Origin of the sequence: Variovorax boronicumulans (genome assembly GCF_040544675.1) — a bacterium.
In the GTDB taxonomy this organism is placed as follows: domain Bacteria; phylum Pseudomonadota; class Gammaproteobacteria; order Burkholderiales; family Burkholderiaceae_C; genus Variovorax; species Variovorax boronicumulans_D.
Map to the genome: position 1 here is coordinate 205,279 of NZ_JBEPKK010000007.1, position 14,317 is coordinate 219,595.

The following is a 14,317-nucleotide window of genomic DNA, read 5'->3' on the forward strand; positions in this document are numbered from 1 at the left end:
TTACTTCTTCTTGTAGGTGTCGACGATGGCGACGCCGCCTGTACCGGCGGCCTTGAGCCAATCGGTCTGCATGATGCCGCCGACCTGGCGCAGGTCGGCGTCGAGCTTGGGCGAAGGCTTGTGCACCTTCATGCCGCGCTCGGCCAAGAGGCGCTTGTATTCGTCGTTCTTTTCTTGGGCGGTTTTCCAGCCTCGGGTTTCGGCATCGGCCGCGGCCTTGGTGACGGCGGCCTTGGTAGCGGCGTCGAGCGCGTCGAAGGCCTTGGCGTTCACCAGGATGGCGTTCTTCGGGATCCAGGCCTGCGTGTCGTAGAAGTTCTTGATGTGCTCGTAGGTCTTGGTGTCGTAGCCGGTGGAGCCCGAGCTCATGTAGCTCTCGATCACGCCGGTGGCCATGGCCGCGCTGAGTTCGGCCTGCTGGATCTGCACCGGCTGCGCGCCGATCAGTTCGGCGATCTTGGCGGTGGCAGGGCTGTAGGCGCGCCACTTGATGCCGCGCAGGTCAGCCACCGAGGCGATCTCTTTCTTGGCGTAAATGCCCTGCGGCGCCCATGGCACGACGAACAGTACTTTGATGCCTTGCGCTGCGAGCAGCTTTTCCATGGCGGGCTTGGAAGCATCGTAGAGCTTGCGGGCCTCGGGGTAGGTGGTGGCGAGGAAGGGGACGCCATCGAGCGCGTAGATCGGGTTCTCGTTCGCGTAGTTGGCCAGCAGTATCTCGCCGGCCTGCGCCTGGCCGCTCTGCACGGCGCGCTTGATCTCGGGCGCCTTAAAGAGAGAGGCATTGGCATGCACCGTGATCTTCACCTTGCCGGCGGTGGCCGCGTCCACATCCTTGGCGAACTGCGTGATGTTTTCAGTGTGGTAGTTGGTCGCAGGGTAGGCGGTAGCGAGGTCCCACTTGGTCTGCGCTTGCGCAGCTGCGGCAAAAGTGAGGCCGGCCAGCGTAGCCAGAAGTGCTTGGGCGCAAGGGTGTCGCATGAGAAGTAATCCAATAAAAAATGTAAATAAATGATCTAGCGATGCCATGACACAGGTATGCAAAAGCCGTGCCGTTTGATCAACACATCTACAAACAAGACCGACATTCCACTCTATATGAAGCAATCAAATCTGTTGATCGTTGAACAATCAATGGCATGCTGCCGCGCTAAAAAGATCATTGCATTGGTGCAAACCCGCGAATTGCACTGCACTGGGGAAATTTTTGCCCTGAAAAGTGCGTTCTTTGGCAGCGCGATCTGCTACAAAGCCTGAGCCCTAGGCCTACTGCGGCCACATATCACCTTGCCTCGCCCTCGTAAGCTGCCCATGACCTCCTCGAACGCCTCGGCCCCCTTGACACTCACTGAACGGGTGGCCGAGCAGATCCGCAAGAAGATCACCGACGGCGAGTTCTTACCCGGTCAGCGCCTGTCGGAGCAGGCGCTGAGCGACAGCCTGGATATCTCGCGAAACACCCTGCGCGAGGTCTTTCGGGTGCTGACGAAAGACGGGCTGCTCAAGCACATGCCGAATCGAGGTGTGTTCGTCGCAGTACCCGGCATTGCATCGATCATCGACATCTATCGCGTGCGTCGGCTCATCGAGTGCCAGGCGCTAGCGCAAGCCTACCCTCGTCACCCGGCCAAAAAGCGGATGCGTGTGGCGGTAGAGACGGCGCGCGCGTGTCGCGACGCCTCCGACTGGCTAGGCGTGGGGACGGCCAACATGTCCTTCCATATGGCCATCGTGGAGTTGGCCGACAGCGAGCGGCTCAATCTGCTCTTCGCACAGGTGCTGGCGGAGTTGCGGCTGGCCTTCGGACTGCTGCAAGACCCAGAGTTCCTGCATGCGCCCTACGTGGACATGAATCAGGCGATCCTCGAACTGGTCGAGAGCGGTCAATTTGTCAAGGCAGCCGCATCGCTGAACGATTACCTCGTGCATTCAGAGCGCATCGTGCTCGCCGTTTATGCGCGCCGGGGTGGCGATGCCGGGTTGGGCGGTGGCTAATTCCGTTGACGTCGGCAGTGGCTCGGAATCTGTGTATTGCGTCGCCACCCTATCGCCACCGCTGCGGCAAGCTCGGCGATTTTCGCTGCCGTGTCGCGTGGATTGTTTATGCGCACGAGGTGCTGGTCGGGTACTCCAGCTTAGAGTTGGGTGCCCCTCCTATTGGCGTCGGGTTCGGCATATTTCGGCCAGCCCGGGGTACTCGAATATCCGTGCTGAATGCATCTCAAATCACGCTGATCAGACAGACCTTGCCCTCACAGTGCGAACAGAAGACCAAACGGTCCTCACCCGCCCACGCCGCCTTCCTGGTCGGCAAGCTCGGAGGCGCCTTTAACCATTGCTGAGGCCAAGCGCCGTCTAGCTTTGCACTTCGGTGTTGAGCCTGACGACATCGAAATCACGGTGCGCGGCTAAATCAACAGGGTCACGCGCCCTGGGCTCAATTTCGGGATCAGTTTCTACCCGGGTGTAAGTCTCGTTGGGGAATACCGAGTTTTCAGTTCATCGAGAACGACATGCTCAACGGCGAGGTGATTCGTCTGGACGGAGCGATTCGACTCCCGCCGCGCTGACGCCTGGCGCCGGAGGCGGCACCGCCGTGCTGCCCGTACGGTCCAGCCGCTCGTACTGGGCGATCACCTGGGCGCCCAGCAGCACGAAGGTGGCGGCGATCTCCAGGCTCAGCAGCACCACGATCGCCGTGGTGAGCGAGCCGTAGACCACGTTGACCTGCGACAGGGTCGAGAAGTACCAGATCAGCACCCGCCGCGTGGCTTCCCACAGCAACGCGGCGGTCACGCCGCCCAGCAGCGCGTGGCGCAGCGACATCCGGCCCGCGGGCATCACCAGGTAGAGCGAGGTCAGCATGAAAATCTCGCCGCCCAGCCCCAGCAGATAAAGCAGCAGCCCGGACACGCCCGACAGCGACCAGCTGCGCCCCAACAGGTCGACGCTCTCCTGCCCCACCAGCTGCAGCGCACCAGACACCAGCGTGACCAGCAGCAGCCCCGCGCACAGGCACAGGATGTAGACATACGGCATGGCCACGGAAACCAGAAAGTGGCGCTTGTGGTGCGCCTTGCGGTGATGAAAAATCACCGCCATTGCGCTCTCCAGAACGCTGAAGGCCAGCGAGCTGAAGAAGATCATCGTCACCAGCAGCACCGGCCCCATCACGTCGCGGTGGTCCAGAAAGCTCGACAGCTCCGTCACGATGGCCTTGGACTGACCCGGCAGCAGCCATTCGAGGTACCGGCCGATGGTGCGCAGCAGTTCGGCCTGGTCGATGAAATGCGAGATCGCGATCACGCTCACGATCAAAAGCGGCACGATGGACAGCAGCGCGTAGTACGCCACCGCCCCCGCAAGCAGCAGCCCCTGGTTGGCGCGAAAGGCCTTCAGGGCGTCCCAGATGAACCGGAGCGGATGCCGCAGCAGCGGCGCGGCGTGTTGCAATGGGTTGGGCTTCGTCATGCGTTGAAAGTCGGGATTCGCATTCAGTATGCAGCCCCACCGCAGAGGGTCGGCCGCTTGCGTATGATTTGCCGCTCTTCGCCTACATGACCATCCCCGCTTCATTCATCCAGGAACTCATCGCGCGCGCCGATGTGGTCGAAATCGTCGGCCGTTATGTGCCGCTCAAGAAGGCCGGCGCCAATTTCATGGGGCTGTGCCCCTTTCACGGCGAGAAGTCTCCTTCTTTTTCGGTCAGCCCGACCAAGCAGTTCTATCACTGCTTCGGCTGCGGGGTGCATGGCAACGCCATCGGATTCCTGATGGAGCACGCGGGCATGGGCTTCGTCGAGGCGGTGCATGACCTCGCCGGCCAGTACGGCCTGCAGGTGCCGGAAGACGACGCCTCTCCCGCCGAGCGCGCCCGCGCCGCCAACCAGCGCCAGAAACAGGCCACGCTGACCGACGTGCTCGAGAAGGCCGGCGAGGCCTACCGCAAGTCGCTGCGGCAGGCGCCGGGCGCCATCGAATACCTCAAGGGCCGCGGCGTCTCGGGCGAAGTGGCCAAGCAATTCGGCATCGGCTATGCGCCCGCCGGCTGGCGGGCACTGGCGAGCGTGTTCCCCGACTACGACGATCCGCTGCTCGCCGAGAGCGGCCTGGTGATCGTCAACAACGAAGACGGCCAGCTCGACGAAAGCGAAGCCAAGCGCTACGACCGTTTCCGCGACCGCGTGATGTTCCCCATCCGCAACGTCAAGGGCGAGTGCATCGGCTTCGGCGGACGCGTGCTCGGCGACGAAAAACCCAAGTACCTGAACTCGCCCGAAACGCCGGTGTTCAGCAAGGGCCGCGAGCTCTACGGCCTCTACGAAGCGCGCGCCGCCTTCCGGGATCGCGGCTACGCGCTGGTCACCGAGGGCTACATGGACGTGGTCGCGCTAGCGCAGCTCGGCTTTCCGAACACGGTGGCCACGCTGGGCACCGCCTGCACGACGGAACACGTGCAAAAGCTGTTCCGCTTCACCGAATCGGTGGTGTTCAGCTTCGACGGCGACGCTGCCGGCCGCCGCGCCGCGCGCAAGGCGCTCGACGGCGCCCTGCCCTATGCCACCGATGTGCGCAGCATCAAGTTCTTGTTTTTGCCGGCCGAGCACGATCCCGACAGCTTCATCCGCGAACACGGCGCCGAGGCATTCGCGCGATTCGTGGCCGAGGCCACGCCCCTGTCGCGCTTCATGCTCGAAGTCGCCCGCGAAGGCTGCGACCTGACCACCGCCGAAGGCCGCGCCCACATGACCAGCAACGTGCGCCCGCTGTGGAGCGCGATGCCGGACGGCGCGCTCAAGCGGCAATTGCTGAGCGAAATCGCCACGCTGGTGCAGCTCGATGCGCCAGCGCTTTCGGAGCTGTGGGCTTCCACGCCCGGCCCGCGCAAGGCGGCGGCACCGCCCGCGCCGCGCTACAGCGAATCGGGCAGCGACGGCGGCGACTACCCCGACATGCCGCCGCCGTTCGAATACGAGCTGCCGCGCTACCAAAGCGATAGCACCACGCCCGGCAAGTTCGGCGGCAAGGGCGGCAAGCGCCCCTGGGGCCGGAAGGAACTGCCGCTCGAACCCTTGCGCGGTCGCGGCAAGCCCCCGAGCCGGTCCGAAGTGGCGATCCGGCTGCTGCTGTCGAACATGGCGCAGTGGGATGCCCTCTCGCACGAGCTCCACCTGATGCTGTGCGAACTGCCCGGCCCGCACGGGGCGCTCTTTACCTGGCTCGACAGCCAGTTGCACGAGCACGGCGTGCAGCCCTGGGCGGCCCTGCGCGAAGGCATGCGCGGACAGGATTTCGAGGCCCTGGCCGAACGCCTCATGAACGTCGCCGACAGCGCCCCCGTGGCCGAAGGCGAAGAAGAGCAACACCTCGCGGAGGCCGCCAAGGAACTCGCGAGCGTGCTCGATTTCATGCTGGACGACCGCCTGAAAGCCCAGCAAAGCGAAGCCATTGCCGCCGTCGGAAAAGACCCGAAGGCCCTGGAGCGCTACAAGGCCCTGGAGGCGCGGCGCCTGGAATTGCGCAAGCGCCTCCGCTCCTCCGATTCAGAAACCACTTGAAATTCAGCGAAGACGCTATAATGTAGGGCTTCGCAACTGGCGAAATCAGACAAGAGCGACAGCAGCACCTCCGGGCCGACCCCTAGCGCAACGCACTCCAACGGTAAATTCCGGCGGAAAGGGTCAATAACCGCAAGGACTGCACACCAAATGTTCGCCCGACATCTTGTCTGCTGAGGAATTTATTTCCTCGTTCCCAATTGTTATTTGTCCGTGCCTGTGCGCGGGCTGTGGTGGCGCTGCCCGTGTTGGCAGTGCGCCTGTGATTTCCGCTTGTCCATTCTTGCCGTAACGAGGTCGTATGCCCAGTTCAAAGAAGCCTGCTATTTCACTCGCCAAAAGCGTCGCCAAAAAGCCTGCAGCAGAGAAACCGTTGAAAGCTGGCGTCATGCCGGCAACCAAGTCGGGTGCCGCCGCAACCAAATCGGCAGCCGCAACGAAAGTGAAAACCGTGCCCACGAAATCGACCTCTCTCGAAGATCCCAAGAAAGTTGCCGCCCCCGCCGCCAAGAAAGTGGGCCGTCCGCCCAAGGCCGCCGGCGCAGCCGCGCCCGCCACCGGCGCCAAGCGCGGCCGCAAGCCCAAGGCCGGCAACGAAGCTCCCGAGAATGATGTCGACCTGTCGGACATCGAGGAAGACCTGGCCGGCGACGAGCCGGCGGTCGCCGCGACCACGGAAGAAAAGGTCAAGCCGCTGCGCATGAAGATCAGCAAGGCGAAGGAACGCGCCTTGATGAAGGAGTTCGGGCTCGACGAGACCGTGCTCTCCGAAGAAGACCTGGCCAAGCGCCGCTCGCGCCTGAAGACCCTGATCACGCTGGGCAAGACCCGCGGCTACCTCACGCACGGCGAAATCTCCGACCACCTGCCCGACAAGCTGGTCGACGCCGAGACCATGGAAGTCGTGGTCACCATGCTTAACGACATGGGCGTGGCGGTGTACGAGCAGACGCCCGACGCCGAAACCCTGCTGCTGAACAACACCGCGCCCACCGCCACCACGGTGGAAGAAGCCGAGGAAGAAGCCGAAGCCGCCCTCTCCACGGTGGACAGCGAGTTCGGCCGCACCACCGACCCGGTCCGCATGTACATGCGCGAAATGGGCACGGTCGAGCTGCTGACGCGCGAAGGCGAAATCGAAATCGCCAAGCGCATCGAAGGCGGCCTCATGGCCATGATGGAAGCCATCTCGGCCTCCCCCGCCACCATCGCCGCCATCCTCGAGATGGCCGCCACGATCCGTGAAGGCAAGGTCGTCATCTCGACCATCGTCGACGGCTTCTCGAACCCCAACGAGGCCGACGACTACGTGGCCGAAGAAGACTTCGACGAATTCGACGAAGAAGACGACGACGACGGCAAGGGCGGCTCCAAGGCGCTCACCAAGAAGCTCGAGGAACTCAAGCGCGAAGCGCTCGATCGCTTCGACCGCATCGCCGTCATGTTCGAGAAGATCCACAAGATCTACGAGAAGGAAGGCTACGGCACGCCCGCGTACGCCAAGGCCCAGCAGGCCGTGTCCGAAGAGCTGATGACCATCCGTTTCACGGCCAAGACCATCGAGAAGCTGTGCGACCTGGTGCGCACGCAGGTGGACGACGTTCGCAAGAAAGAGCGCGAACTGCGCCGCATCATCGTGGACAAGTGCGGCTTTCCGCAGGACGAGTTCATCCGCGACTTCAGCGGCTACGACAAGAACGGCAACCGCGTCCCGTCGAACCTCCTGAACCTGAAGTGGGTCGAGAAGCAGGCCGCCGCCGGCAAGCCCTGGAGCGCCGTGCTCGCGCGCAACATTCCGCCGGTGCAGGAGCTGCAGCAACGCCTGACCGACATCCAGTCGCGCGTGGTGGTGCCGCTCACCGAGCTCAAGGACATCAACAAGCGCATGAACGAAGGCGAATCGTCTTCGCGTGACGCCAAGAAGGAAATGATCGAGGCCAACCTGCGCCTCGTGATCTCCATCGCCAAGAAGTACACCAACCGCGGCCTGCAGTTCCTGGACCTGATCCAGGAAGGCAACATCGGCCTGATGAAGGCGGTGGACAAGTTCGAATACCGTCGCGGCTACAAGTTCTCGACCTACGCCACGTGGTGGATCCGCCAGGCCATCACCCGCTCGATCGCCGACCAGGCGCGCACCATCCGCATTCCGGTGCACATGATCGAGACGATCAACAAGATGAACCGCATCTCGCGCCAGCACTTGCAGGAGTTCGGCTTCGAGCCCGACGCCGGCATCCTGGCCGCCAAGATGGAGATCCCGGAAGACAAGATCCGCAAGATCATGAAGATCGCGAAAGAGCCGATCTCGATGGAAACACCCATCGGCGACGACGACGATTCGCACCTGGGCGACTTCATCGAGGACAGCAGCAACACCGCGCCCATCGAGGCGGCCATGCAGGCGGGCCTGCGCGACGTGGTCAAGGACATCCTCGACTCGCTCACCCCGCGCGAAGCCAAGGTGCTGCGCATGCGCTTCGGCATCGAGATGTCCACCGACCACACGCTGGAAGAAGTCGGCAAGCAGTTCGACGTGACCCGCGAGCGCATTCGCCAGATCGAAGCCAAGGCACTGCGCAAGCTCAAGCATCCGAGCCGCTCGGACAAGCTGCGCAGCTTTATTGATACGCTCTGAGCCGGTCTCCCCGGTATTTCCCTGACAAGGAGGCGCCCGCAAGGGCGCTTTCTTTTTTGGCCTCGACGATCACCAAAGCAATGGAGCACAAGACCTCATGAATCCCGATGCAGACAAGCTCTGGAAGGCGCCGCGCTGGGCGCTTGCCGTGTTGCTCGCGGTACTGGGCATGCTCGGGCCCTTCTCCATCGACACCTACATCCCGGCCTTCTCGGGCATCGCGCGCTCCATCGGCGCCACGCCCGCGGAGATGCAGCAGACGCTGTCGGCCTACCTCTTCGGCTTCGCGTTCATGAACCTGTTCCACGGCGCGCTGTCGGACAGCTTCGGCCGCCGACCGGTGGTGCTGTGGGGCCTGGCGGTGTTCACCATTGCGTCGCTGGGCTGCGCGCTGTCGCAGACGATCACGCAGCTGGTGCTGTTCCGCGGGCTGCAGGGCCTGTCGACCGGCGCGGGCATCGTGGTCTCGCGCGCGGTGATCCGCGACATGTTCCCGCCCGCCGAAGCCCAGCGGGTGATGAGCCAGGTCACCATCTACTTCGGCGTGGCGCCGGCCATCGCGCCGATCATCGGCGGCTTCCTGTTCGTGCATGCGGGCTGGCACGCGGTGTTCTGGTTCCTGGTGGCGGTGGGCGTGGTGCTGTTCGCGGCCAACTACAAGCTGCTGCCCGAAACGCTGCACAAGGACCACCGCCAGCCGTTCCAGGTGCGCCACCTGATGCGCGGCTACCGTGACCTGTGCTCCGACCCGCGCTTTCTGCTGCTCGCGCTCGCGAGCGGCGTGCCCTTCAACGGCATGTTCCTCTATGTGCTGGCCGCGCCCGCGTTCCTGGGCGACCACCTCGCGCTGCAGCCGCAGCAGTTCTTCTGGTTCTTTCTTCTGACCATCGGCGGCATCATGCTCGGCGCGCGCGCCAGCGGCCGCATGGCCGGCAAGGTGACGCCCAAGCGCCAGATTCGCGACGGCTTCCTCATCATGCTGGTGACCTCGGTGGTCAACGTGGTGGCCAACTTCTTCTTCGACGCGCACGTGGCCTGGGCGCTGTGGCCGCTCGCGGTGTTCGCCTTCGGCTGGGCACTGATGGTGCCGGTGGTCACGCTGCTGGTGCTCGACCTGCACCCTGAGCGCCGCGGCATGGCCTCGTCGCTGCAGGCGGTGATCGGCTCGACCGCCAACGGCCTGGTCGCCGGCGCGATCGCACCGCTGGTGATGCACTCCACGCTGGCGCTTGCGGTCACCTCCACGCTGATGCTGGTCATCGGCCTCGTTGCCTGGGTCTGGCTGCACGGCCGCTGGCCCGACATCGGCCGCAGCCTCGCCAACGAGACCTGAAAAAAGAGCGGTGCGATGAGGCTCAACGCACTCCTCGCCTACGCACGCGCCTGGCTGCCGGGCCGCACCACCGTCGACATGCGCGAGCAGCTGCGCGCGGTCTGCGGTGCGGCCATCGGCCTCGTCATCACCGCGGTCCTGTGCCGCTGGCTGGCCGGCGCGCTGGGTGCCTCGGTCTGGCTCGTTGCGCCGCTGGGCGCGACCGCGGTGCTGGTGTTCGCCGTGCCCGCGAGCCCGCTGGCCCAGCCCTGGTCGGTGATCGGCGGCAACACGCTGTCGGCGCTGGTGGGCATCGCCGCCGCCAACTGGATTCCCGACCCCGCCCTGGGCGGCGCCGTCGCGGTGGCCGCCGCCATCGGCGTGATGTTCTTCGCGCGCTGCCTGCATCCGCCGGGCGGCGCCGCGGCGCTCCTCGCGGTGCTCACGCACACCACGCATTTCTCGTCGGCGCTCTTTCCGTTCTTCGCCAACTCGCTGCTGCTGGTGCTGGCCGGCGTGGCCTACAACTCGCTCACCGGCCGGCGCTATCCGCATGTGCAGGTGGCGCAGCCGCCGCGCGCCGACGCCCGCTTCAGCCAGGCCGACATCGACGCGGTGCTGGCCCGCTACAACCAGGTGCTGGACATCAGCCGCGACGACCTCGAATCGCTGATCCAGCAGACCGAGCTCGAGTCGTACAAGCGGCGATTGGGCACGCTCGACTGCGGCGACATCATGTCGCCCAACCCCATCTCCGTGGAGTTCGGCACGCCGCTTCAGGAAGCTTGGGCGCTGATGCACGAAAAGCGCATCAAGGCACTGCCGGTGACCGACCGCACGCGCCGCGTGGTGGGCATCGTCACGCAAGCCGACTTCTTTCGCCAGCTCGACCTGCAGCACCACGAAGGCGTCGCGGGCAAGCTGCGCGACCTGATTCGCGCGACGCGTACCGTGGTGTCGAACAAGCCAGAAGTGGTCGGCCAGATCATGACGCGCCAGGTGCGCGTGGCGAGCGCCGACCGGCCCGTGGTCGACCTGGTGCCGCTTTTTTCCGAAGGCGGCCACCACCATATCCCCATCATCGACAGTGAGAAGCGCCTCACCGGCATGATCACCCAGTCGGATTTCGTGCGCGCCCTCTACAGCGCCGTGCGGCCGGAGAAGTGAGCCAGTTTTTCTTCCTCTTCCTCAAGGAGCGCGCATGGCCTGGATCGTGTTGTTGGTGGCGGGTTTGCTCGAAATAGGCTGGGCCATCGGCCTGAAGTACACCGACGGATTCACGAAGCTATGGCCCTCGGTGGGCACCGCCTTCTCGATGGTGCTCAGCGTGGTGCTGCTGGGCTGGGCGATGCGCACGCTGCCCGTGGGCACGGCCTATGCCGTGTGGACCGGCATCGGTGCGGTCGGCACCGTGATCCTGGGCATCGTGCTGTTCCACGAGCCCGCCAATGCGACACGGCTGGCCTGCGTGGGGCTGATCGTCGCGGGCATCCTGGGGCTCAAGCTCACGAGCCCGGCCTGAATCCGGCGCCCTACTCCAGCACGACGTTGGCCTTCTTCACCAGCGCCGCATAGCGCGCCGCCTCGCTGCGGAAGTAGCTCGCGGCCTCCTCGGGCGAGGTGGGCTTGATGATGTTGCCCTGCTTGTCCATCGCCTCGCGCACCTCGGCGCTGGTGAAGGCGGTGGTCACGGCATCGTGCACGCGCTTGATGTCGGCCGCCTGCATCTTCGGCGGGCCGATCACCGCGAACCAGCCTTCGACGACGTAGTTGGGCAGGCCCTGCTCGGAAATCGTCGGAATGTCCGGCGCGGCCGGCGAGCGCGCCGGCCCGCACACGCCGATGGCGCGCAGCGCGCCGCTCTTGATGTGCTGCTGCACCGCGGGCAGCGCCACCACGCCGATCTCCACCTGCCCCGCGATCATGTCGGTCACCATCGGGCCGGTGCCCTTGTAGGGAATGTGGCGCGCCTTCACGCCGGCCTCGTCCAGGAACATCTCGCCGGCCAGGTGAATGATGGTGCCGTTGCCCGACGAGGCGTAGTTGTAGCCCTCGGGCTTGGCGCGCAGCAGCGCCACCAGCTCCTTCACGTTCTTCGCGGGCAGCTTGGGGTTGACCATGAGCACCAGCGGCGTCGCGCCCACCACGCTGATCGGCGTGATGTCGGTGATGGCATCGAAGGGCATCTTCTTGAACACGCTCGGGTTGATCACATGGTTGTTCGACACCATGCCCAGCGTGAGCCCGTCGGGCGCCGCCTTGACGATGGCCGACGTGCCGGTGATGCCGCCCGCGCCCGGCATGTTCTCGATCACCACCGGCTGGCCGAAGGCCTTGCCCAGGGCCACCGACGCGGCGCGCACGATGTTGTCCACGCCCGAGCCGGCGCTGATCGGCAGGATGAAGCGGATCGGTTTGTCGGAGCCCTGCGCAAGCACGGGACAGGCGGCCAGCGCCGCGGTGCTGGCGCCGAAGCCCATCAGCGTGCGGCGGTTCATCGGGAAGAAGTTCGTGATGGTCATGGTTTGTCTCTCTTTATGGTTTTGAAGAATCGCCGGTTTCAGCTCACGGCCGCGTCGGCATGCATCGCATCGACCTGTGCATCGCCGTAGCCCAGCTCGGCCAGCAGCTCGCGCGTGTGCTCGCCCAGCGTCGGCGGATGCAGGCGCACGCCCAGGCGCTCGCCGTCGAGCGTGATCGGGAACAGCGCCGTCTGCGCCATCTGCCCTGCGCGTTCGCCGTCAGGCAGGCGAATGTCCGCGAGGCCGCCGGTGGCCTTCAGGTGAGGATCGGCATACAGGTCTTCGGGCCGCGTGATCGGCGCGAAGGGCAGGCCGCGCGCTTCGAAGATCGCCGACAGCTCCGCCGCCGAACGATCGGCGAGCCGCGCGCGCAGGTCGGCCAGCAGCGTGGGCCGCAGGCGCACCCGGTCGTTGTTGGTGCGCAGGGCCGCATCGGCCTTCAGATCGTCGAAGCCCAGCGCGTCGCAGAACACCGTCCACTGCGCATCGCTCACCGCGGCCAGGAAGATCTGCTCGCCGTCTTTCACGGTGAACACGTCGTACAGTGCCCAGGCCGAGATGCGCTCGGGCATCGGCGCCGCGGCCTGCCCGGTGATCGCGTACTGCAGCATGTGCTGGCCGACCAGGAACACGTTGTTCTCGAACAGCGCCGACTGCACCTCCTGCCCCTTGCCAGTTTCCGCGCGCTGCATCAGCGCGGCGATGGCGCCGATGGCGCCGAACATGCCGCCCATGATGTCGTTCACGCTGGTGCCCGCGCGCAGCGGGTCGCCGGGACGGCCCGTCATGTAGGCGAGGCCGCCCATCATCTGCACCACCTCGTCGAGCGCCGTTCGGTGCTCGTAAGGGCCGGGCAAAAAGCCCGTGTGGTTCACGTACACCACGCGCGGATTGAGCTTGCCGAGCGCGGCGTAGCCCAGGCCGTACTTGTCCATGGTGCCGGGCCTGAAGTTCTGCGCCACCACGTCGGCGGTGGCGCACAGGCGCAGCGCCGCCTCCAGCCCCTGCGGGTTGCGCAGGTCCAGCGCGATGCTCTTCTTGTTGCGGTTGAACATCGGGAAGAAGCCCGCGCCCGCGCCCAGCAGATGCCGCGTGCGGTCGCCGTCGATGGGCTCGACCTTGATGACCTCCGCGCCCAGGTCGGCCAGCACCATGCCGCAGGTCGGGCCCATCACCATGTGGGTGAACTCGACCACGCGGATGCCGGCCAGCGGCAGGCGCTTTTCCTCCTTCGCCGCGGTGCCGCTCATGCCGCCACCTCTTCGGCCGCGCGGGCCGGCACGAAGGTCTTGGGGAAGCCCGCGCGCCAGACGGTGCCTTGCAGCGTCTCGCCTTCGAGCCAGCCGGCCACGCGCTTTCTCAGGTCGAGCAGCTGCTGCAGATCGACGCCGGTTGCCACGCCCATGCTCTGCAGCATGAAGACCAAATCTTCGGTATTGACGTTGCCGCTCGCGCCGGGCGCATGCGGGCAGCCGCCGATGCCGGCTAGGCAGGCGTCGAAGCGCGTGATGCCGACTTCCAGCGCCGCGTAAACGTTCGCGAGCCCGAGGCCGCGCGTGTCGTGGAAATGCCCGCACCAGAGGCGGTCGCCCGCGATACGCAGCGCGCGCTCGAACAGGCTGCGAACCATCGCGGGATCGGCGTAGCCCACGGTGTCCGCCAGGCTCACGCGGTCGGCGCCCGCGTCGAGCAGCGCCTGCATCAGGCGCAGCACTTCATCGGCTTCGACATGGCCCTGGATCGTGCAGCCGAAGGCCGTGCCCACGCCGCCGTCGATCAGCGTCTTCGAGCCCGCCGCGTCGCGCGCGGCGCGGATGCGGCCGACCTCGGCCACCACCTCGTCCGGCGTCTTGCGCAGGTTGGCCAGGCTGTGGGCATGGCTCGCGGAGAGCGGCACCATCATCAGGTCGGCCTCGCCCGCGATGGCGCGCTCCGCACCCTTGAGGTTGGGCACCAGCACCGAGGCGAAAAGCCCCGGCAGCGTCTTCGCGTAAGCCAGCAGCTCGGCCGTGTCGGCGAGCTGCGGCAGCAGGTGGGCCGGCACGAAGGAGCCGACTTCGATCTCGCGCTGGCCGGCCGCGTGCGCGTCGCGGATCCATTCGAGCTTGTGCGCGGTGGGCAAGGTGCGCGCGATGCTCTGCAGGCCGTCGCGCAGCCCTACTTCGCGGACGACCGCGCTCGGCGGCAGGAAGGCGTGGATCAAAACTTTGTCTCCGTCGTGAGGGGTACGGCGTCGATGTTAGAAGTTCCGATTTGATCCAGAAGGTACATTTCGGAAGCCATTTGC

12 protein-coding genes and 1 pseudogene are annotated in these 14,317 nt (G+C 65.4%); 7 read left to right on the forward strand and 6 right to left on the reverse strand.

The genetic code is table 11. The features are described from left to right. Positions 1–981, reverse strand: coding sequence for a TRAP transporter substrate-binding protein (locus ABIC90_RS14985; protein WP_354355156.1), 981 nt, complete (start codon positions 979–981; stop codon positions 1–3). 117 nt (positions 982–1,098) lie between these two features. Here ABIC90_RS14985 and ABIC90_RS14990 point away from each other — a divergent pair, with 117 nt between their 5' ends. Together ABIC90_RS14990 and ABIC90_RS14995 are read left to right on the forward strand one after the other, a co-directional pair. Further along, the gene (locus tag ABIC90_RS14990; protein WP_354355158.1) at positions 1,099–1,257 is read left to right on the forward strand and encodes a hypothetical protein; all 159 of its coding nucleotides are present in this window, start codon (positions 1,099–1,101) and stop codon (positions 1,255–1,257) included. 54 nt (positions 1,258–1,311) lie between these two features. Continuing rightward, positions 1,312–1,995, forward strand: a complete 684-nt coding sequence (locus ABIC90_RS14995; protein ID WP_354355160.1) for a GntR family transcriptional regulator — start codon at positions 1,312–1,314, stop codon at positions 1,993–1,995. Between the two features lie 633 nt (positions 1,996–2,628). Here ABIC90_RS14995 and ABIC90_RS15000 read toward each other — a convergent pair. Further along, positions 2,629–3,576 (reverse strand): annotated as a pseudogene (locus ABIC90_RS15000) (YihY/virulence factor BrkB family protein); the annotation flags it as partial. Between ABIC90_RS15000 and dnaG the strand changes: the two are divergent. Then, positions 3,558–5,558, forward strand: coding sequence for a DNA primase (dnaG, locus tag ABIC90_RS15005; protein ID WP_354355164.1), 2,001 nt, complete (start codon positions 3,558–3,560; stop codon positions 5,556–5,558). The pseudogene ABIC90_RS15000 and the gene dnaG sit on opposite strands and share 19 nt — an antisense overlap. A 123-nt stretch (positions 5,559–5,681) precedes the next feature. On the opposite strand, the gene ABIC90_RS15010 is transcribed toward dnaG, so the two are convergent. After that, positions 5,682–6,017, reverse strand: a complete 336-nt coding sequence (locus ABIC90_RS15010) for a hypothetical protein (RefSeq protein WP_354355315.1) — start codon at positions 6,015–6,017, stop codon at positions 5,682–5,684. Between ABIC90_RS15010 and rpoD the strand changes: the two genes are divergently transcribed. The 4 genes from rpoD (at position 5,947) to sugE (ending at position 11,030) form a co-directional block, all read left to right on the forward strand. After that, positions 5,947–8,196, forward strand: a complete 2,250-nt coding sequence (rpoD, locus tag ABIC90_RS15015; protein ID WP_354355166.1) for an RNA polymerase sigma factor RpoD — start codon at positions 5,947–5,949, stop codon at positions 8,194–8,196. The two genes, ABIC90_RS15010 and rpoD, sit on opposite strands and share 71 nt — an antisense overlap. 97 nt (positions 8,197–8,293) lie before the next feature. After that, positions 8,294–9,529, forward strand: a complete 1,236-nt coding sequence (locus ABIC90_RS15020) for a multidrug effflux MFS transporter (protein WP_354355168.1) — start codon at positions 8,294–8,296, stop codon at positions 9,527–9,529. Between the two features lie 15 nt (positions 9,530–9,544). Continuing rightward, a complete protein-coding gene (locus tag ABIC90_RS15025) occupies positions 9,545–10,675 on the forward strand; it encodes an HPP family protein (protein WP_354355170.1) in 1,131 nt (376 codons plus the stop codon). 34 nt (positions 10,676–10,709) lie between these two features. Next, entirely contained in the window at positions 10,710–11,030 is a 321-nt protein-coding gene (gene sugE, locus ABIC90_RS15030; RefSeq protein WP_354355172.1) for a quaternary ammonium compound efflux SMR transporter SugE, read from the forward strand. 10 nt (positions 11,031–11,040) lie between these two features. Here sugE and ABIC90_RS15035 read toward each other — a convergent pair whose 3' ends face one another. The 3 genes from ABIC90_RS15035 to ABIC90_RS15045 form a co-directional block, all read right to left on the reverse strand. Beyond that, a complete protein-coding gene (locus tag ABIC90_RS15035; protein ID WP_436318217.1) occupies positions 11,041–12,006 on the reverse strand; it encodes a Bug family tripartite tricarboxylate transporter substrate binding protein in 966 nt (321 codons plus the stop codon). 62 nt (positions 12,007–12,068) lie between these two features. Then, on the reverse strand, positions 12,069–13,280 hold the full coding sequence (locus ABIC90_RS15040) for a CaiB/BaiF CoA transferase family protein (protein WP_354355176.1): 1,212 nt from the start codon (positions 13,278–13,280) through the stop codon (positions 12,069–12,071). Continuing rightward, a complete protein-coding gene (locus ABIC90_RS15045; RefSeq protein ID WP_354355178.1) occupies positions 13,277–14,233 on the reverse strand; it encodes a hydroxymethylglutaryl-CoA lyase in 957 nt (318 codons plus the stop codon). The genes ABIC90_RS15040 and ABIC90_RS15045 overlap by 4 nt, the downstream gene beginning before the upstream one ends. Between the last annotated feature and the right edge of the window lie 84 nt (positions 14,234–14,317).

Excerpts from the sequence above, each read along its gene's own strand:
- ABIC90_RS14985 (WP_354355156.1), bottom strand. The coding sequence starts at position 981 with ATGCGACACCCTTGCGCCCAAGCACTTCTGGCTACGCTGGCCGGCCTC.
- ABIC90_RS14990 (WP_354355158.1), top strand. The coding sequence starts at position 1,099 with ATGAAGCAATCAAATCTGTTGATCGTTGAACAATCAATGGCATGCTGC.
- ABIC90_RS14995 (WP_354355160.1), top strand. The coding sequence starts at position 1,312 with ATGACCTCCTCGAACGCCTCGGCCCCCTTGACACTCACTGAACGGGTG.
- dnaG (WP_354355164.1), top strand. The coding sequence starts at position 3,558 with ATGACCATCCCCGCTTCATTCATCCAGGAACTCATCGCGCGCGCCGAT.
- rpoD (WP_354355166.1), top strand. The coding sequence starts at position 5,947 with ATGCCGGCAACCAAGTCGGGTGCCGCCGCAACCAAATCGGCAGCCGCA.
- ABIC90_RS15020 (WP_354355168.1), top strand. The coding sequence starts at position 8,294 with ATGAATCCCGATGCAGACAAGCTCTGGAAGGCGCCGCGCTGGGCGCTT.
- ABIC90_RS15025 (WP_354355170.1), top strand. The coding sequence starts at position 9,545 with ATGAGGCTCAACGCACTCCTCGCCTACGCACGCGCCTGGCTGCCGGGC.
- sugE (WP_354355172.1), top strand. The coding sequence starts at position 10,710 with ATGGCCTGGATCGTGTTGTTGGTGGCGGGTTTGCTCGAAATAGGCTGG.
- ABIC90_RS15035 (WP_436318217.1), bottom strand. The coding sequence starts at position 12,006 with ATGAACCGCCGCACGCTGATGGGCTTCGGCGCCAGCACCGCGGCGCTG.
- ABIC90_RS15040 (WP_354355176.1), bottom strand. The coding sequence starts at position 13,280 with ATGAGCGGCACCGCGGCGAAGGAGGAAAAGCGCCTGCCGCTGGCCGGC.